General features: G+C 46.8%; 21 protein-coding genes. 5 read left to right on the forward strand and 16 right to left on the reverse strand.

Going from position 1 to position 18,970, the window contains the following annotated elements; genetic code table 11:
- Positions 1–317: 317 nt before the first annotated feature.
- Genes ISR87_10575 through ISR87_10605 form a run of 7 tightly spaced genes read right to left on the reverse strand, consistent with a single transcriptional unit; the run spans position 318 to position 4,090 of the window.
- Positions 318–830: a lipocalin family protein gene (locus tag ISR87_10575; GenBank protein ID MBL7025890.1), complete on the reverse strand. Its 513-nt coding sequence runs from the start codon at positions 828–830 to the stop codon at positions 318–320.
- Positions 831–887: 57 nt separating this feature from the next.
- Positions 888–1,403 (reverse strand): lipocalin family protein, encoded by a 516-nt coding sequence (locus ISR87_10580; protein ID MBL7025891.1) that lies wholly within the window; start codon positions 1,401–1,403, stop codon positions 888–890.
- Positions 1,404–1,433: 30 nt separating this feature from the next.
- Positions 1,434–1,922 carry an N-acetyltransferase gene (locus tag ISR87_10585; GenBank protein MBL7025892.1) on the reverse strand — a complete coding sequence of 163 codons (489 nt, stop codon included), beginning with the start codon at positions 1,920–1,922 and terminating at the stop codon, positions 1,434–1,436.
- 33 nt (positions 1,923–1,955) lie between these two features.
- Complete coding sequence (locus tag ISR87_10590) at positions 1,956–2,186, reverse strand: hypothetical protein (protein ID MBL7025893.1); 231 nt, start codon at positions 2,184–2,186, stop codon at positions 1,956–1,958.
- Positions 2,187–2,210: 24 nt separating this feature from the next.
- Positions 2,211–2,729 (reverse strand): hypothetical protein, encoded by a 519-nt coding sequence (locus ISR87_10595; protein ID MBL7025894.1) that lies wholly within the window; start codon positions 2,727–2,729, stop codon positions 2,211–2,213.
- Between the two features lie 19 nt (positions 2,730–2,748).
- Complete coding sequence (locus ISR87_10600; GenBank protein ID MBL7025895.1) at positions 2,749–3,525, reverse strand: polysaccharide deacetylase family protein; 777 nt, start codon at positions 3,523–3,525, stop codon at positions 2,749–2,751.
- 4 nt (positions 3,526–3,529) lie between these two features.
- Complete coding sequence (locus ISR87_10605; protein ID MBL7025896.1) at positions 3,530–4,090, reverse strand: cysteine hydrolase; 561 nt, start codon at positions 4,088–4,090, stop codon at positions 3,530–3,532.
- A gap of 192 nt (positions 4,091–4,282) precedes the next feature.
- On the opposite strand from ISR87_10605, the gene ISR87_10610 reads away from it, so the two are divergent.
- From ISR87_10610 to ISR87_10625, 4 genes are read left to right on the forward strand one after another with little or no spacing between them, the layout of a single operon-like run.
- A complete protein-coding gene (locus ISR87_10610; protein ID MBL7025897.1) occupies positions 4,283–5,140 on the forward strand; it encodes a fumarylacetoacetate hydrolase family protein in 858 nt (285 codons plus the stop codon).
- Positions 5,141–5,146: 6 nt separating this feature from the next.
- Complete coding sequence (gene arfB, locus ISR87_10615) at positions 5,147–5,557, forward strand: aminoacyl-tRNA hydrolase (GenBank protein ID MBL7025898.1); 411 nt, start codon at positions 5,147–5,149, stop codon at positions 5,555–5,557.
- 16 nt (positions 5,558–5,573) lie between these two features.
- Positions 5,574–7,523 (forward strand): acetoacetate--CoA ligase, encoded by a 1,950-nt coding sequence (locus tag ISR87_10620; protein ID MBL7025899.1) that lies wholly within the window; start codon positions 5,574–5,576, stop codon positions 7,521–7,523.
- A 14-nt stretch (positions 7,524–7,537) separates the two neighbouring features.
- On the forward strand, positions 7,538–7,753 hold the full coding sequence (locus ISR87_10625) for a hypothetical protein (GenBank protein MBL7025900.1): 216 nt from the start codon (positions 7,538–7,540) through the stop codon (positions 7,751–7,753).
- Positions 7,754–7,798: 45 nt separating this feature from the next.
- On the opposite strand, the gene ISR87_10630 is transcribed toward ISR87_10625, so the two are convergent.
- Positions 7,799–8,833: a zinc-binding dehydrogenase gene (locus ISR87_10630; protein MBL7025901.1), complete on the reverse strand. Its 1,035-nt coding sequence runs from the start codon at positions 8,831–8,833 to the stop codon at positions 7,799–7,801.
- A 102-nt stretch (positions 8,834–8,935) separates the two neighbouring features.
- On the opposite strand from ISR87_10630, the gene ISR87_10635 reads away from it, so the two are divergent.
- The gene (locus ISR87_10635) at positions 8,936–9,565 is read left to right on the forward strand and encodes a hypothetical protein (GenBank protein ID MBL7025902.1); all 630 of its coding nucleotides are present in this window, start codon (positions 8,936–8,938) and stop codon (positions 9,563–9,565) included.
- Between the two features lie 3 nt (positions 9,566–9,568).
- Here the strand turns inward: ISR87_10635 and ISR87_10640 are convergent, their stop codons facing one another.
- From ISR87_10640 to lpdA, 8 genes are all read right to left on the reverse strand, one after another.
- Positions 9,569–10,984 (reverse strand): sodium:glutamate symporter, encoded by a 1,416-nt coding sequence (locus tag ISR87_10640; protein MBL7025903.1) that lies wholly within the window; start codon positions 10,982–10,984, stop codon positions 9,569–9,571.
- Between the two features lie 107 nt (positions 10,985–11,091).
- Positions 11,092–11,511 (reverse strand): GNAT family N-acetyltransferase, encoded by a 420-nt coding sequence (locus ISR87_10645; GenBank protein MBL7025904.1) that lies wholly within the window; start codon positions 11,509–11,511, stop codon positions 11,092–11,094.
- 6 nt (positions 11,512–11,517) lie between these two features.
- A complete protein-coding gene (lipA, locus tag ISR87_10650; protein MBL7025905.1) occupies positions 11,518–12,411 on the reverse strand; it encodes a lipoyl synthase in 894 nt (297 codons plus the stop codon).
- A gap of 290 nt (positions 12,412–12,701) precedes the next feature.
- Positions 12,702–13,997 carry a 2-oxo acid dehydrogenase subunit E2 gene (locus ISR87_10655; GenBank protein ID MBL7025906.1) on the reverse strand — a complete coding sequence of 432 codons (1,296 nt, stop codon included), beginning with the start codon at positions 13,995–13,997 and terminating at the stop codon, positions 12,702–12,704.
- Positions 13,998–14,111: 114 nt separating this feature from the next.
- Entirely contained in the window at positions 14,112–16,070 is a 1,959-nt protein-coding gene (locus ISR87_10660; protein ID MBL7025907.1) for a dehydrogenase E1 component subunit alpha/beta, read from the reverse strand.
- 72 nt (positions 16,071–16,142) lie between these two features.
- Complete coding sequence (lipB, locus tag ISR87_10665) at positions 16,143–16,775, reverse strand: lipoyl(octanoyl) transferase LipB (GenBank protein ID MBL7025908.1); 633 nt, start codon at positions 16,773–16,775, stop codon at positions 16,143–16,145.
- Positions 16,776–16,868: 93 nt separating this feature from the next.
- Positions 16,869–17,330: a GAF domain-containing protein gene (locus tag ISR87_10670; GenBank protein MBL7025909.1), complete on the reverse strand. Its 462-nt coding sequence runs from the start codon at positions 17,328–17,330 to the stop codon at positions 16,869–16,871.
- Between the two features lie 216 nt (positions 17,331–17,546).
- Positions 17,547–18,935, reverse strand: coding sequence for a dihydrolipoyl dehydrogenase (gene lpdA / locus ISR87_10675; GenBank protein MBL7025910.1), 1,389 nt, complete (start codon positions 18,933–18,935; stop codon positions 17,547–17,549).
- Positions 18,936–18,970 lie beyond the last annotated feature (35 nt).

Raw genomic sequence — 18,970 nt, forward strand, 5'->3', positions numbered from 1 at the left:
GCGCTCTTGCAGTCTTTCCACTGCGAAGCAAAAGCTCAACCGATTCTCGTTTGAACTCAGCAGTATATTGCCTGCGTATAGTTTCTGTTACCATCTTGACTACCTCCTCGGACAATGTATGTCTTCTCGCTCTGTCCACCAAAATGTAGCAACTTCAGTCGTCATGATGAGCCTGCCTGCCAAGCCGTAGCATGAATACGTATGATGGTCGAGCACGCGCAGACAGAGGCAGCATGCTGCTTGCGGAAGGTGGACAAAAAAAGCCCCCGAAGATTCAGAGGCTTTGATATGATGATGGTTTTAAGTAATAAGATTAACTATTCCTGATCTACAAAAATCAATGCCTCTGTATCAAAACCCAGCGCTCCAGCTTTTTCAAGGAAGTGATCTTTCAACTCCTGGCTAACCTCTGGCGTTCTTGACAGGAACCATAGATATTTGGTGGTGGAACCGGAAACAAAGGCATATTCGTAATTGTCACCCAGCTCAAAGATGGCATATGTGCCATAAAAAGGGCCAAAAAATGAAACCTTCAAATGCCCGATCGTGGGTTGATCCACAAAGAAGGCCTTACCCTGGGCATCCTTCCATTTGCTCTTGCTGATTAAATAGCCACGATTTGTCACGCTGACCCCACCATCCTGGCGCATGTCATATTCAGCCGTAACCTTGTGAAGCCCCCGTTCAAAGGAGTGATCCAGGCGAGCTATCTCATACCATTTCCCCAGATAATTTTCTAATTCAAAATTCTGGATGGGGGTAATCCCCTCCGGAACATCCAGACAACCGCCAAACAAAAATGGCACAATGAGCGCTAACAATTTTTTCATTTTATCCCCTTTTTATCCATATGAGGTTACTATGCGCGTTGACCCCCAGCACAGCTTTCAAAGATGTTTAGTATATATTAATTTCGAAGTGTTGAACCCCAGCTTTTTAGCTTCTTCTTCAAATTCTTCAATGACATCCCGATCAACATACCGGGTTCTGGAAAGCAGCCAGAGAAAGGACCTGTCCTTACCACACACAAAGGCATACTCATAGTCTGGGTCCAGCTTGAAAATGACATAGGGATCATAGAATGGCCAAAGGTAAGAAACCTTAAGAAGACCTATATTGTTTTCACCCACAACATATGCTTTGGCCTCTTTATATCTCCACTCCTGCCATTTAACCATATAGCCACTGTTTTGAATTGTGATTTTACCATCTCGGTTAATGGAGTAGTTGGCAGTGATACTATTCAAACCCTGCTCAAAGTGGTGATCCAGTCGGGCAATCTCATACCAGGTACCCATAAACTTCTTCACCTTAAATTTTTTAACCGGGGTGATCCCTTCTGGAACTTCTACACAACCAATCACAACAAATGATAGGATTGTCAACGCAAGAATTCTTTTCATGAGGAGACCCTTTCTTCGCTTTTTCTCTGGTTAAACTTTGCGACCAAAATAAACCTGGCTCACTTCTACACCATCTATCTCTGCTACCCCCGGGAAGTGTGCCCATTGATCAAATCCATATTTTTTCAGTAAGTTAACACTGGAGATGTTGGTTTCCAGGAGGATAGCAAAAAGAGTTTTTATACCCAGGCTATGGCATTTCTTAAGACAATCTTCCATGAGCCGAGAGGCCACACCCTTATTGTGATGATTAAAATCGACGAAATAACTTACTTCAGCAGTGTGGATGAGGGCAGAACGTCCAGGACGATAGGGGCTTATATAAAGATACCCCAAAACCTTGCTTTCTGATTCTGCCACCAGAATGGGAAATTGTTCACGGGTATGTTCATCAAACCAGGACTGCTTATCTTCAACAGTTACCGCCTCCAGAACAGCTGTACTGCGTGCTGAAACAGATTGATTAAATATCTCTATCAATCGAGGTAAATCTTGAGGCCTGGCAAACCGAACGATCATTTCCTTTTCATTCCTTCTAATCTTTATATCGTTCTATTTTTCATCCAATCGAACCAGGTCAGCCGGTGCATCTTGCTCTAGTAATTTTAGTGTCTCCATTAATACCCGCTTCTGTTGAGCCTCATCATGGGGATGTCCAAGGGTCATTCCTCGTTGTAGTGCAGTAATGGTGCCACGGGGTGGTTTGACGCCACGGATAATACCTGCGTTCCAACTGGTCAGTGTCGTCCTTATCCCTTCCGCTTCCAAAGCCCTGGCAATCAATCCCACGGATTGAGAACACAGCGGTCAGGAGGGCACCAGTAGAACGGCATCCACCTGCTCCTCTCGGGCAATCTTGAGAATGGCTGGAAAGGTTTTTTTGAGAACTCTGCCCACGAAGGGTTGATAGCCCATAAAGCTGACCACCTGCTCACTCAACCCACCAATGATCTTTTGATTCACCAGGTCTTGGAGGTGGGCCAGAGGCAACAAGACCTGAGCGTCTTCTCTAACAGCGGTTTGATCATAATGGTCATGAGCATATTCTAGACTGGAGGGAGAAGTGTTTGTTGGAAAGGTGCGGATGGAGTAATCACCCATAAGATTTGCAGCAAAAAAGGGTTTGTCCTTCGCAGGTAAAAAGGCACCTGCTGAGGAGATCAATAATATTCGAGCTTTTGATAATTCTATCCCATTCCCCGGGACAGCCTGCTCATTCTTCACATACTTGTAGAGTTTCCAGTTGATACTTTTATTATCAATAAAGTTTTTCAGCCAGCCCGACTCAAAACGAGCGGTCCAGTCTTTCTCGTTGTCAACGATCATAGAGCTCCTTGTGAGTTATTCAATTGAAGTTCATGAGGGAAAATTCATATCCCCTGCTTTGCAACTCGGGAATGAGCTGATCAAGTCGGTTATAAAGCTTATCTGTTCTGTCTGCATGGGTCCCCAGGTGGATAAGCAGGATAAAACCATTCAATCCGTGGTCAGAGTTGGACTCGTAGTTCAGAATATTGTCATACAGCGTTTGGCTATTCACATAGGATGTCCCCATATCCGGAGTTGTGTAATCAGCGGGAGAGCGTGTTCCCGGTGTATAGTTGATAAGCGTTAAATCCATCTCGGTGGTCCACTGAGCAATGACACTATTATACCATTCATAAGGCGGCATAAACAGGGACGCCTCTGGTTTAGAGATTCCAAATTTTGCCATCTCTGTATAGTTCTGTTCAAGGTCTGTTGTGAATTGCTCTCTGGAAACCAACAAAGAATCACGATCCTCCCAGGCGGCATAGAGCAGGTGCTTGTCGGAATGAGCCCCAAGATAATGACCGTCCATTCGCAACCTTTTGATCAGTTTTTTATTTTCAGGATTGCGGTAAAAGTCACCGGTGAAAAAGAAGTGGGCCTTGATCTTTTGTCGCCTGAGTGTTTTGCTGATGATTTGGCCACCATCATTGTAATCGTGACCAGTAAAGACCAGGTGAATGACAGGCTTACCAACAAACCCGCGATTGATGGCTCCATGATGATAATTCAGACCAGGCGTCTTGTCGCCAGCCCACACAGAGGAGCCAATAGCAGCCAACACCAGCAGTAATATTGGTTTGTTTGGACCCATTATGCTATTTCGATTTATTGATTTGATCGATCACTTGCTGGGTGGTCATGACAGAGCAGAATTCACCATTAAGACTGGCCAGGTTTACCCGGTGCATATCCTCAGCACTGATGTGCACGCCATTCGCATCTTTGCGTTCAAATGTGGCTGTGGCATCAGAAACCAGCGTTACGTCAAACCCCAGATTACCTGCCATGCGTGTTGATGTGGACACACAATGATCTGTGGTCAAACCTACAATAACCAGGGAGTCTAAACCCGCTTCATGCAGATAGTCCTCAAGACCCGTCCCAATAAAAGCACTATTCACCGTTTTAGTAAATTCAGGCTCGCCAGGTATGGGTGATGCCTCATCTTTGAAGGCGTTCCCCGGTTGATCGGGATGAAGGGGTGATTGTGGAGAGATGGAACAATGCTTCACGTGAATGATGGAGGCGGAATGTTCACGCCAGGCAGCCAGCAGTGCCGCGATGTTTGATTCGGCTCCTGGATTATTCCGCATTCCCCAGAGTGGGCTGTCAAAGCCTTTTTGAACATCTATGAGCAACAGGGCTGATTTAATCATACTTCCTCATCATTGTCATTGCTGAATCATTTCTTATAGTTCGTCCAAACAAATGTCTAAAAAGATACTGTTCTCGGCATGTGATTGATATGTCTTTTAGGTTTGGGGGGAGAGAAACTTTTCCATTAAATTTTCTTTCAGCCCCATGACCTGGGGTGCATCTTTTACGACCACTAATAACAGGATTTTATTATGAAACTACTCTCATATGCGCTGGATTATCGCATGGAACCCCGATTGGCATTTTCCCTTGGTGGCCAGGCGATTGATGTCATGCGGGCATCTCTATGGATGAAGGAAGATCGTAATGCCCAGGATTTTTTAAATCTGGCTTCAACCATGAAGCTGACCCTGGAAAACTGGCAACGCTGCTTTTCACTCCTGGTTCAACTGGAAGATGCCTTTAAAAATATTGACCCATCAGGGCTGAAAACCCATGATCGACCTGTGGCGTTGGCTGAGGATGATATTGAATTCTTTTCACCCATACCCGATCCCCCCAGCATCCGCTTTTTCAATGCCTATACTGGTGAATCCCCTGAATATTTTGACTTTGGACAAACTCAGACACTCCTTGGCCACCGACAGGAACTCAACGCTGCAGGGCTTTCACCCCGAGGGGAAATCGCCGCCATCATTGCAGCCACAAAATATTCAGAGAACCTGGAAATTGCTGGATACACTGTTGTGAACAATTGGACCGCTGTTCAGGAGAAAGCTTCAGGGAAAACTGGTTTTGCCCTGGGTCAGGCCACCACCCTGGGACCTTATCTCGTCACTGCCGATGAAGTCGAGCCATTAAAAATAGGGAATGGCTTCAATATGGACATGCAGATCAGCCTTAATGATCACACCGAAGTGGACACCCGGCTGAAGGATATGAATTTCAGTTTTGCTGATATGATTAAGTCTGCCAAATCGAGCCATGTGGGAGCAGGAGATCTTTTCTGCTCCGGAAGTCCGTCCAAAAGAGATTTTGCCTTGAGTGAAGGACAGAAAATTGATGTTGAAATTCAAGCGCTGGGTACACTAACCACCATGGTGGGGTAAACCGTTTTGTCTTCCTTGAGAATTCCAGAAAGCGAGCTTGAGCTCAAAGCGATTCGGTCAGGTGGACCTGGTGGGCAAAATGTCAACAAGGTGGCCACAGCCATACAGCTTCGTTTTGATAGTCAAAATTCGAGCCTGCCAGATCATATTAAGGAACGGTTGTTGAAATTGCGTGACCAGCGGATCAATTCAGAAGGCATCATTACCATTACTGCCAGGCAGTTCAGGAATCAAGAAGCCAACCGTCTGGCGGCCATGGCGCGTCTTGAGAAAATTTTTGAAAAGGCTGAGATGGAGCCTAAGAAACGTAAGGCCACACGGCCAACACGAGCTTCTGTAAACAAGCGGTTGGAGACCAAAACCAAGCGGAGCCGGGTGAAGCAATTGCGTACACGTGTCAAACCAGATGATGAATAGAGGAGTATCGGCAGCCATGACCAATAACGTGATGTGGACACCCAGTCAAGATCAGCTGGATCTGGCTCAGATGACTCAGTTTCGTGTGGAGATAAATGCCAGGTACGGATTGAACCTGAACGCCTATGAGGATCTCTATCAATGGTCCCTTGATCACGCCGCAGAATTCTGGTCTGAAGTCTGGAATTTCGGGGGGGTCATCGCCAGCTCGACAGCAACTACAGTGGTTGATAACTTAGCAAAAATGCCTGGAGCAAAATGGTTTCAGGGTTCTCGTCTGAATTATGCTGAAAATTTGCTGCGTTTTCGGGATGAGCGCGTGGCCATTCACTTCCGCGGCGAAGACCAGGTACAACGATCTTTAACTTACGACGAGCTTTATTCACAGGTCGCAAAGACCGCTCAAGCCATGAAGGATGCTGGTGTAATCAGTGGCGATCGGGTGGCAGGGTTTATTCCAAATCTTCCTGAGGCTGTTATCGCCATGCTTGCTGCATCCAGCCTGGGAGCCATCTGGTCATCTTCATCCCCCGATTTTGGCATAAAGGGGGTTCTTGATCGTTTCTCCCAAATTGAACCAAAGATCGTTTTTGCGGCTGATGGGTATTTCTACGCCGGCAAGCGTTTCGATTCTCTTGAAAAACTTCAGAACATCTTATATGAACTACCGTCTGTAGAAAAAGTGGTGGTCATCAGCTATACACAAACCCCGGACCTTTCTGACGTTCCCAACAGCATGCACTGGAATGACTTCATCGATAACCATGCCACTGAAGTAAGTTTCACACCCCTGCCTTTTGATCATCCCCTGTATATTATGTATTCATCAGGCACAACGGGCCTCCCTAAATCTATTGTTCACTCTGCTGGCGGCACACTGATCCAACACTTGAAAGAATTGATGCTCCATTGCGATTTAAAACGCGATGACACCATCTTCTATTTCACGACCTGTGGCTGGATGATGTGGAACTGGCTGGTGAGCAGTCTGGCTGTAGGAGCCACCCTGGTCCTCTATGATGGAAACCCCTTTCACCCTGGACCAGAAGGTCTCTGGAAGATGGCCGAGGAGCTGGACATCTCCGTGTTTGGGACCAGTGCAAAATACCTGGATGCTCTGGAGTCGGCTGGTTGTAAACCCGGCAAAGCTTTTACCCTGCCGGCCTTGCGTGCAGTCCTGTCAACAGGATCTCCCCTTTCAGAGGAAAGTTTTGACTTTGTATACAGGGATATCAAACAGGATGTCCTCCTTGCTTCCATATCTGGAGGTACGGATATCGTTTCCTGTTTTGTCCTGGGCAATCCAACCCTGCCGGTATATCGCGGTGAACTGCAATGTCGGGGGCTGGGTATGAAGGTGGAAGCCTTTGATGAATCCGGTCGGGGTGTGTTCAATGAAAATGGGGAGCTGGTTTGTACCCAGGCTTTCCCGTCTATGCCTATTTTCTTCTGGAATGATCCTGATGGTCAAAAATATCATTCCGCTTACTTCGCGGATTTTCCTGGAATCTGGCGTCACGGCGATTTTATTGAAATCAATGACCACGGGGGTGTTCGCATTCATGGGCGTTCCGATGCAACCCTGAATCCCGGTGGTGTACGCATTGGAACCGCTGAAATTTATACTGTGGTAGAAAATCTTCCTGAAATAGCAGACAGTCTCGTCGTTGGCCAGGCCTGGCAGGATGATGAGCGAGTTATTCTTTTTGTAAAACTCCCTGAAGGCGGTGTCCTGGATGACGCCCTGGTGAAAAAGCTGAAAACTGTTATCCGTCAGAATTGCAGCCCCAGGCATGTCCCGGCCATAACTTTGGAAACGGCTGACATCCCTTATACCATCAATGGGAAAAAGGTGGAGATTGCAGTCAAGAAAATCATCGGGGGCAAAGAGGTTCAGAATCGGTCAGCTCTGGCCAACCCTGAATCGCTTGAACTCTATAAAAACCTAAGCGCGCTTAAACTGTAAACTGGAGTATCTGGATGAATACGGATCAGGAAAAAGATAAAAAGGAGAAGCGTCCTCCCCGATTTATCGGCGCGGGGTTTATTCTTGGAGCAGGCGTGGGCATTGCGACAGGAAATATTGCAGTTGGGATTGCCGTTGGACTGGCTATCGGCGCTGCCCTTCACTCATACCACAAGGAAAAGACCGAAACCAAAGATAATCAAGGTAGTGAAGACCAAGAAAAGGATTGAGCCAGCCCTAACTCCTAACTCCTAACTCCTAACTCCTAACTAAAATCAATCCCAACCCTCCAAAACCACCTTCCCAAAGGCATGCTCAAATTCAAGATGATCATGGGCTCCGCGAATATCCTGAAATGAAAAGATTTTATCTATAACTGGAACCAGGACCTTTTGCTCGGCGAGATGGAGACATTCGTAAAAATCGGAAACCGAGCCCATGGTAGACCCCAGGATAGACTGACGCTTATAAAATAAATGCCTGAGGTTTATTTCGCCCTTCACCCCCGTGGTAGCCCCACAAGTCACAATCCGACCACCCACAGCCAGGGATTTCATGGAATCCGCCCAGGTACTTGCACCGATATGTTCAAATACCACATCCGCACCCCTGTCTTTTGACAAAGCCCTGACCTGTTTAGAAAATCCCTCCTGTCGATGATTCAGAACTTCATCAGCCCCCAGAGAAAAGGCCAGTTTTTGTTTTTCCTCTGATCCACCAGTGGCAATGACTCGAGCTCCCAGATAGCGACCCATTTGAACAGCCATGCCACCCACTCCTGAGCCAGCCCCCAGGACCAACAGCGTTTCTCCTGCTTGAAGTTTCGCTCTGTTTTTCAACATATTCCAGGCAGTAAGAGAAGCCAGGGGCAAGGCGGCGGCTTCAACAAAGCTGAGGTTCTTGGGTTTGGGTCCAATATTCACTGGAGATAGACAAACATATTGTCTTTGCACCCCGCCCTGTGTTTCACCTAGTATGCCGTAGGATGCGCACATGTCTTCTCGACCAGCCCTGCATGGTTCACAGTCGCCACAAAAGGTACCGGGTTGGATAACAACTTCATCCCCGATATTCCAATCTTTCACTTCTGAACCCACCTCAGCTATGACACCAGAAGCATCGCTCCCAGGGATATGAGGCAGGGGGATACTCAATCCCGGCAATCCCCGCCGCAACCAGAGATCAAGATGATTGAGGCTGGCAGCCTTGATCTCAACCAGGACCTGATCATCTTGGGGACTCGGTTTTTCCATGGTCGAAAGTTCTAAGACCTCACTTGTACCATGCTCTGAAAATTGGACAGCCTTCATAGTAAATCCTTATCTACTTCGATTATGGATAGTGCTTTCTGAATTTTCTATTTCATCTGAATCGTGTAAAAAATAACTTTATCCATCTAATCCGGGGATAAAATGTTTAAAAATTTGCTAATTCTATCTTTTTCAGTGCTGTTGCTTGTATCCTGCTATCCACTTGGAACCTTTCAGGGGCCTGAGGTTCTGCCTGTGGGAACAGAAACCATGGGGGTGGGCATAAGCTGGATGACCAACATCACCGCCCTGGATGACTCCAGTTCTGGCAATGAGCAAGCTTTCATGGCTGACGGTAGCGTCCTGTTTAGAAGAGGCTTTGACCATGATACTGAAATCGGTATCAAGTTTGTCGGACGACCCTGGGCCAGTGGCGCCATTATGACCGATGTAAAATGGCAGGTGGTTCAAGAGCCCCTCATGGTTGCTTTGGATTTTGGACTGTCGTATTGGACGAATATTGATATTCTGGCTTCTGTGGGATATCACCCTGCACTCATTGTAGGAAATGGGGAAATTTTTGGCGTGGCACAGTACAATTATGTCCGCTCAAGTGCCCGCATATTAAAAACTCAGGATTTACTTCTGGGATATCATATTCACATGCAAGAGAATGATTATATTTTTTCACCGCTTTTTGGTCTACACCAGGATGAGTCTGACCCAGGGAATATCTTCTACTCCCTTGGTTTTGGCTTTACTGGTCCTGTAGACGAGTGGTGGCGCCCCTGATTTTTATTTCTCATACCAGAGTGTAGTAAATTTCGCAAACGCCCGTTTGCCACCAAGGGCTCGTTGAGAAATCAGAGAAAATAGTCCGTAAGCAAGCGCAACACCAACTGCCGCCCAGAAGTACATGGGATTGGCTTTGGTTATGCTATAAGCCGGGAGGTTAATGGATAGTATAAAGGGGATCACCAGAAAAAAGGTGAAGGCTGCTGAATACATATAGTCCGTTGCCACAGGGGTTTCAAAATCAGGATCGACGACACGTAAAAGTGCCAGGCCTGTGGGCATGGTACCCGTACAGGCGCCATAAATAATCAAAGCCCTGTGAAATTGATAATCTTCAAAGACTCGTGAACTGATCCAGATCACGGTAATAAAGGTAACAAAGCCACCAACAAGAGAGATTACCAGGATTGGCAGCCAGTATTGGACCACGACTGTCAGCGAGATTGCACCTACTGCTGCAGCAACCATGATATCAACACTGTTACCAGCAATGCGCGTGAGGGAACCATTGTCCAGGGTGTGCTCCAGCTTGAGTTTAATCATGGCGGTTTTTACAATGAGAGCCACCATGGCTGCAAAAACAAAGCTGATACCCCAGAGGTTTACCGCCAGATCGTTCCCTAGGTTTCCGGCAAATGAGAGCAGTCCACCCAGCCCCTTGAGCATTAGAAAGCTAAAGAGATAGACCATGAGTACCACGGCCATGTTATAGCTGGCTGAATCAATGGCTTCAGATTCTGTGGTCAACTTGGATCCAACCTGTAATTCTTCATCGCGGCCCATAACACCAGAACGAAAGCGTTTTGCATGGATTTTTTCAATCTGGGCTTTTCCCAACCAGCCCCTCTTGATCCCCATATTGATCAAAATGACACCACCAAAACAAGCCCACATATAACCCACAGCTGCAAAGGTGAGACCTACATCTGGTGCGCCTTCAAAACCCATACTGACCCACCCTTCACCTATGGCATAAGCCTGGCCTGGTCCCAGGGCAAAACCCAGGGGCATGAAAAATCCAAATGCCGGGTATAGTTCCTTCATAACGGTACTCATGAAGAAAAAGGTGAGGAGCAGACCAACCAGAGATTGGAGGGAGTACTGGGAAATTATAGAAACAGAAGTACCAAAGACACTTTTATCTCCCTTGCGTTTGGTATAGGCTGGCTTTCGGAGACTCATTGAGATAAAGGATATGCTCAAAAGATGATATACGATGGCTCCCAGACCAATTTCTGACATGCCCACAACAGGGGCCAGAAAATTGTAAAAGGGCAGGAGAATGAATCCGGCTGTCAGGGCATTGGGGATGAGATATTTTTGGAAGAAATTGATTCGAGCCCTGAGGAAGGTTGCCAATAATAATGCCATTGAAATAACACCAAGATCCAGAAACATGTTCCATGGAAAATTCATAAATACCACCCTGCTTTTATGCTGCTATGTCTGATAGATTTCGTAAACAGGCTTTAGTTTACCTGCATGAAACATTAATTACAACGCTAAAACATTTTAATGAGAAGTTAAAAAGTGTAGGACGCCATGGTGAGTTCAATTCGCTCAACCCAGTCCATATTTTTCCAAAAATTCACTCCGGCCTGGTTGTCCTTATTGATAAAGATGTGACACTTCTCTATGCCAGCAGATTTGATTTTATCCAGACTCAGGGAAACAAGTCGCTTTCCAATCCCTTGTTTTCGGAACGCCGGCAGAACCACCAAATGATGAATGGAACCAAAACGACCATCGTGTCCGCCCAATATTCCACCCACCAACTGACCCTGGGATTCGACTACAAAACTGAAGCCTGGATTTCGCTCCAGAAAAGAAGCGAAGCCATCGTATGTGTCGGCTTTTCTAATACACAACCCCGGTGTTTTCTCCCACAAATCATGGAGAAACTGGTGATCGTCAAGACGCATTTCACGATAGGTAACCTGCATGGACAGTTATCCCGGGACAACCTCTTGATCATGAGCGGGATGCAGAATTTGGTTGTGTAAGACCTGTTCATCCGCATGGTAGGATGAACGCACCAGCGGTCCTGATTCTACATAACTGAACCCTATTTTCATTCCGTAGGCTTTGTACTCGGCAAATTCATCGGGATGGACGTATCGATGAACCGGCTCGTGTTCTTTTGTTGGCTGCAAGTATTGTCCGAGGGAAAAGATTTGGGTTCCGGTTTCACGCACATCATCCATGAGAGCAAAAACCTCTGCCTTTTCTTCACCGATACCAACCATAATAGAGGTTTTGGTCTGCAAACCTTCTGAGACGGATTGTCTGAGAACATCCAGGGATCGTTGATACTGAGCTTGAGGACGAATTCTGCGATGGAGCCGTTCCACGGTTTCCATATTGTGGCTCATGATTTCAGGTCTGGCATCCAGAACGATTTTGATGCTTTCAGGATTACCTTGAAAATCTGGTGTCAACACTTCTATGGAACAGCCCGGTACTTCAGCATGAATTTGGCGAATGGTTTCAGCCCAGATGCCGGCGCCGCCATCCTCCAGCTCATCTCGATCAACTGAGGTAATGACACAATGGTGTAGACCCATCTTTTTAACGGCCCCAGCGGTCCTTCTGGGCTCATCCAGGTCAACAGCCGAAGGTCGACCCGTTTTAACAGCACAAAAGGCACAGGAGCGCGTACAGGTGTCTCCCAGAATCATGATGGTGGCAGCTCGACGCTCCCAGCATTCGCTGATATTGGGGCACATGGCTTCCTGACAAACTGTATTAACCTTATGGTCTGATACGATACTCTTCAGGTCCTGAAAATTTGGGCCACTGCGTAACTTGGTTTTAAGCCAGGCTGGTTTGGAGGGCTTAGACATTAAGCGATACTCCTATCAGCCATATCACTGAAGACTGATTTCTTTTTACAAGGAATATGACGAAACAGCGTTTTTTGTCCATCCCAAAAAATCTCAGCGTCTTGGCGCTCTTTGCGAGAATTAGTTTTATACTGAATTGACATTTATAATGCTTTCTTTTTAGCACTCGTCATCGCGAGTGAAGTACGAACGCGGCGATCTCTATATTTTCCACTATCAATATTTCGAGATTGCTTCGTCGCTTCACTTCTCGCAATGACCATTATGGCTCAAACCTTAGGAAGACCATGTTATCTGAGTATTCCAGCGAGTTCCTTCTGGGGATCTACGCTTTCAAGGTTCTTCATTATTTCTTCAATAAACTGTCCACCCATGGCGCCATCTACTAAACGATGATCAAAGCCCAGGGTAAAGACACATATCTGGCGTATTGCGATTTCATCGCCAGCTTTTGTTTCAATAACGACAGGTCTTTTCTTGATAGCCCCTACACCCAGAATGGCCACATTGGGTTGATTGATAATTGGGTAGCCTGCCAGATTGCCAAAAACACCAAAATTTGTAATGGAGAATGTGGCTCCTTCAAGGTCTTCAAGGGTCAACTTCTTATCCCGTGCCTTGCTGACGATGGTTGAAATATCATCTGAAATTTCTTTGAGTGATTTTTCCTCAGCATTTCTGACCGGGGGAACAACCAACCCATCTCCTACTGCGACTGCAATACCAATATTGAGGTGTTTGTGTCGAATAATCCTGGTGCCATCCAGCGAGGTATTAATCATGGGAAAGTTTAGCAGGGCATCTCGCACCGCCTGGGTAATAAAGTGGGTGACGGTGAGGGAGTGGCCATGTTTGGCTTTGAAGGCCTCATTGTTCTCAGATATAAAGGTCATGATGTGTGTCATGTCGGCTTCGCTGACCGAGTAAACATGGGCTGAGGTGTCAACACTCTTGCGCATATGCCTGGCAATGCTTTTACGCATGCTATCCATATCAATGATTTCAATATCTTCTGGAGACATCCTTTCGGCCAGACCCGTTTCTTCCAACCCGCTAACTGACTCTGTTTTTTTACTACCTGAGCCACGAGTCTCTAGATAAAAAAGCACATCCTTTTTTGATACCCGCCCCCGAAATCCACTACCGGGTATCTGTTGCAGTACAGCTGGCGTTATCCCTTCCTGGGCAGCAATACTTCTCACCAGAGGAGAATAGACGCGGTTGTCATCAAAGATCACTGGTGCTTGAGCTGGGCGCTGAGGTGCGCTTTGGGGTCGGGACGTTGCATGCAACGTCCCTTCTGGCGATTGACTACCACTCGCAACTTTGACAGGAGCTTCAACAGAATCTGAAGTTTCTACCCGGGCAATGATGGTATCTATATCATAGGTCTGGTTGACTTCGCCAATGATCTCAACCAGGGTCCCTGAGACAGGACTGGGGATTTCAGCGTCAACCTTATCTGTGGCAATTTCCAGAAGTGTCTCATCTTTGTCTATACTCTCACCGATCTTCTTTTTCCATTCCAGAACGGTTCCCTCGGTTAAGGATTCTCCCATTTTGGGCATGACGATATCGAATATCATAAGATCACCTTTTTGTCCCATTCAGAAAATATTGCTGACCGGTTTCCCAGGCGAGGATTATAATCCTCGCGTGCCTGATAGCGTATCGTCGTGCCCCGCTGAATTAACCCCATGTTAATACCCCAAAAGTCTTTCTGCAGCCAGACGGATATCTTCTGTCTGGGGTAATATCTCATCTTCCAGGTCCCAGTTAAAGGGGACTGGTGCATCCTTGGCTGCTACCCGCAATACAGGACCATCCAGATACTCAAAATACTCCTCGGCAATAATGGCTGCTATTTCTGCACCGGGACCTGCTGTCAGCGTGTCTTCGTATACAACCAGGGCTTTGCTGGTTTTTTGGAGGGACTGTCCAATAGTGACTTTATCAAGAGGGCTGAGTGTTCGTAAATCGATGACCTCAATTGATGCGCCTGTGCTTTTTTCAAGATATTTAGCCGCCTCGATAGCCTTGTAAACCATTAAACCATAAGTGACGATGGTGAGATCGCGTCCTTCACGTACCACAGCCGCCTGACCAAAGGGCAGGAGATAATTCTCATCCGGTTCTGGCCGTTTGGCAAAGCCCTGGCGATACATACCCTTGTGCTCAAGGAAAAGTACGGGGTCATCTATACGACAGGCATACTTGAGTAAGCCCTTGGCATCAGCAGCATTTGATGGATAAACGATATGAATACCTGGCAGATGCATAAAGAAGCCTTCAATACTCTGGCTGTGGCATAAGCCACCATGAATGTATCCGCCAACAGGAGTTCGAATAACCATACCACATGAATAAGAATTGTTGCTGCGATAACGGATGGTGGCGACTTCGTTTCTGATCTGCATCATGGCCGTCCAGATATAGTCTCCAAATTGAATTTCAACCACAGGCTTAAGACCGGCGACGGCCGCGCCAACGGCGGTTCCCACAATGGATGCCTCGGCCAGCGGGGAATTGAAAACACGCTTGTCTCCAAACTCAGTTGAGAGGCCCTTTGTGGCTGTAAACACACCCCCTTTTCCATCTGCCACATCCTGGCCATAAATGATCATGTTTTCATTACGTCTCATTTCCTCGTGGAGGGCATGATTGACGGCATCGACGATGACGATTTCCGATCCGGTCGTTGCCGGTTCAGAAGCAGGGATGGAGACAGGTGATTCATCCACCACATGGGTATCTGCATCAGCCCTTTCAGGAAATGGCGCTAAGAGTGCTTTTTCAGCTGCTTCGTCAACCTCCAGCAAAACATCATTCCAAACCTGTTGAAATTCCTCGGAACTAATAATACCAGCCAGCTCACACTGAGCTCTGAATTTTTCAATAGGATCTCGTTTTTGTTCTTCTGAAAGCTCCTTGGCGTCTCGGTATTTACGGTGATCATCTGAAGATGAATGGGGCAAAAGACGTACTACATTTGAAACCACGATGGCCGGACCTTTTCCAGCCCGGATACTTTCAATAGCTGCTTTGAAAGTGGCGTAGGATTCGAAGAAGTCGGTTCCGTCTGTTTCAAATCTATTCAGGTTTCCGTAACCGCCGACCATATCATAGACAGACCCCTCGGCAGTCTGAGATGATTTGGGAACCGAGATGGCAAAACCGTTGTCTTCAATATGAAAAAGAACGGGCAACTTCTCCCGACCAGCCCAGTTAAGCGCTTCGTGGAATTCCCCCTGGCTGGTAGTGCCCTCGCCGGATGACACATATACCAGAGCCTTTTTGCCGGTCTGACGGACCGCCATGGCTGTTCCCACAGCTTGTAGATATTGGGTACCTGTTGGGCTGGACTGGGAAACAATGTTCAAATCTTTTTGTCCGTAATGCTGGGGCAGTTGGCGACCACCCGAACCAGGGTCATCTGCCTTGGCTAGAAATCCCAGAAAAAGCTCTTCTGTGGTCATTCCCAAACCCATGACCATGGTTTGATCACGATAATAGGGATAGGACCAATCCAGATCTGAATTCATCTGCATGGCACAGGCCAGCTGAGCCCCTTCGTGTCCCGAGGCACCAATATGGAAAAATGATTTTCCCTGTCTCAAAAGTGTGAGCATTTTTTCATCTGTACGACGCGAGGTCGCCATGGTTTTGAAAATGCCCAGTAACGCTTCTTTTTGAAATCCTTTCAGGCTCGCTGACACGCAAAGACTCCGCGGTTAATCTATAACTTTATCGAATTCAAATACCGACTGGAATGCCTGAATCAATGGTTGGGTAACGTCTTTAATCGTTATTTCAGAGCCAAGCAATTCCTGCATACTCACAACCCCCTTGCCCTTTATTCCACAGGGGATCATGCCGTTGAAATATGACATATCTGGTCTCACATTCAAGGCAAATCCATGCATGGTGACCCAACGGGAAAGTCGTACTCCCATGGCACAAACCTTCTGGTTACCAATCCATACACCGGTCATTCCAGAGATGCGTTCACCCACGATATCGTAGTGCTTGAGGGTATGAATTATCACTTCTTCCAGGTTCCGCATATACCAGCTTACACTTTTCTTATGGTCTTCCAGGTTGATAATGGGATATCCTACAAGTTGACCTGGACCATGCCAGGTGATATCTCCTCCACGGTCGCTTCTGATGATTTCAGCATCGCGGGCATCCATCAGATTTGATTGGTCAGAATTTTTCCCAAAGGTGTAAACCGGGGGGTGTTCAAGCAGAATAAGGGTGTCTAGAATCTCACCAGCCAGTCTCATGGCATGGGTCTGTCGTTGATACTCCCAGGCTTCCTTGTAGGGGACCAGCCCTTTTTTTATGACGTGCAGATCAGCCAAGGAAAGCGTGTTTCATTTTCTCATATTGCTTGATGTGTGTGATCCCTCGACTCCGCTCGGGATGACATAAGCGTTGTCTATAGCCTGAAAAATTCAAAATATAACTGCCAGTTTCTCACAGATGGCCTCAAGCAGTTTCGTATCCAGCTCCGTAAAGGGTGAGATGGCGTGGGAGTCGATATCCAACTCTGCCACAAACTTATCGCCCTTCATAATTGGAAAAACCACCTCGGACTGGACATTTGAGCTACATGACAGATAATTGTCTTCCAGGGAAATATCCTGAATAATGAGACTCATTTGAGAGACTGCGACCTGGCCACAAATTCCCTTGCCAAAGGCAATTTTAACATGGTCGGTTGGATCGCCTACATAGGGACCCAGAATGAGATTGGTACCTGATTCATCAACGATATAAAAACCAACCCAATTGTAGTGGTCGACTCTTTCTGAAAGGAGCTCTGATATTTTTTGTAGAATGTCATCCCTGGAATCCAGGTCGCTAATGATTGTATCTATGGAGTTGAGCAGGGGTTTTATATGGGGAAACGGCATCTTCTTGAATATCCTCTTTTTTTTGCGCTCATACTAAACGATTTGAGGTCTCATACCAAGGAGCTTCCCTTTTGATTATTGACTGACCCTGTGTTACAAAATCAAATATCCCAATTTTTAGGGAAGCCGTCAAAGCACTATCTATAGGAAGAAGTTGTTGGTTTTAATCAATATATTGTGGCTATCCCAGTTAATTGGGAAGGGTCTCCTCGCTTTTTAAAGGTGGATACCGCGATCCAATGCCAGACCGGAAGCTTCCATTGTCATTTCTGACAACGTGGGGTGTGCATGAATAGTTTCAAGCACGGCTTCATGTGTCGCTTCCAGTGAACGGGCAATTCCGATCTCTGCGATAAGCTCAGTTGCCTCAGCCCCTATGATATGTGCGCCCAGGAGTTCTCCATATTTGGCATCATAGATAAGCTTAGTAAATCCATCCGTTTCACCTGATGCCATGGCTTTGCCAGATACACGATATGGAAACTTGCCAATCTTCACCTCATAACCTGCTTCGATAGCGGCCCGTTCTGTAAGTCCAATTGAGGCCACCTGGGGTGTGCAGTAGGTGCAGCCAGGGACATTGTCATACCGCATGGGCTTTACATTCAATCCAGCGATATGCTCAACTGCTGTAATGCCTTCATGTGAGGCGACGTGAGCTAACCAGGGTGGACCAGCTACATCTCCAATGGCATAGATGCCAGCAGCGCTGGTTTGCATATATCCATTGGTTTTAATCCAGCCTTTTTCCAGTTGTACTCCAGCTTCTTCCAGCCCCAAATCTTCTGTATTTCCCTGGACACCGATTGCGATGAGAACCTTGTCTGCCTCCAACTCCAGGACATCTCCTGTCTTCGTTTTTACTTTGACAAAAGCCTGTCCCCTTGAAACAGAAACAGATTCAACCATTGACTCCAGGTGGGTCTTGATCTTTTTGCGCTTAAATATTTTTTCCAGCTCTGCAGAGACCTCTTCATCTTCAATGGGAAGCAGGTGGGGTAACATTTCAACCATGGTTACCTGGCTACCCATGGCCGCATAAAAATCGGCAAACTCAACACCGATGGCTCCAGCCCCGACGATAACCAGTTTTTCCGGGATGCTTTCCAGGCTCATGGCCTCTTTGGATGAGATAATGGTTTCACCATCGTAAGCGGCTCCCGGCATGGGACGGGGACGTGCCCCTGTAGCCACTATAATATTATCGGCGCTAATCTTTTCATCGTTATTGATACGAATCTTATTTCCACCCAACAACATGGCTGAACCATGGATTACATCGACTTCATTTTTCTTCATGAGGAAATCAACTCCCTTTGAAAGGGAGCCAGCGACCTGTCTTGAGCGCTGAATCACCGAGGGGAAGTCCACCTCAACACCATCCACTACGACACCAAATTTTTTGGCTTTCTGGGCAGATCGTAATACTTCTGCACTTTTTAAGAGGGCCTTGGTAGGAATACAGCCCCAATTCAGACACACCCCACCCAGATCGGCGCGCTCAATCACCACTGCTTTTTTCCCAAGCTGAGCAGCTCTGATTGCAGCGACATACCCACCGGGGCCGCCACCAATGATTGCAATATCATATTTTGTTAAACCCATAATTGATCCTCACATATGTACGCGAGGATTCGAAT

It is taken from the genome of Candidatus Neomarinimicrobiota bacterium, assembly GCA_016784545.1.
Taxonomy (GTDB): Bacteria; Fidelibacterota; UBA8477; order UBA8477; family JABMPR01; genus JABMPR01.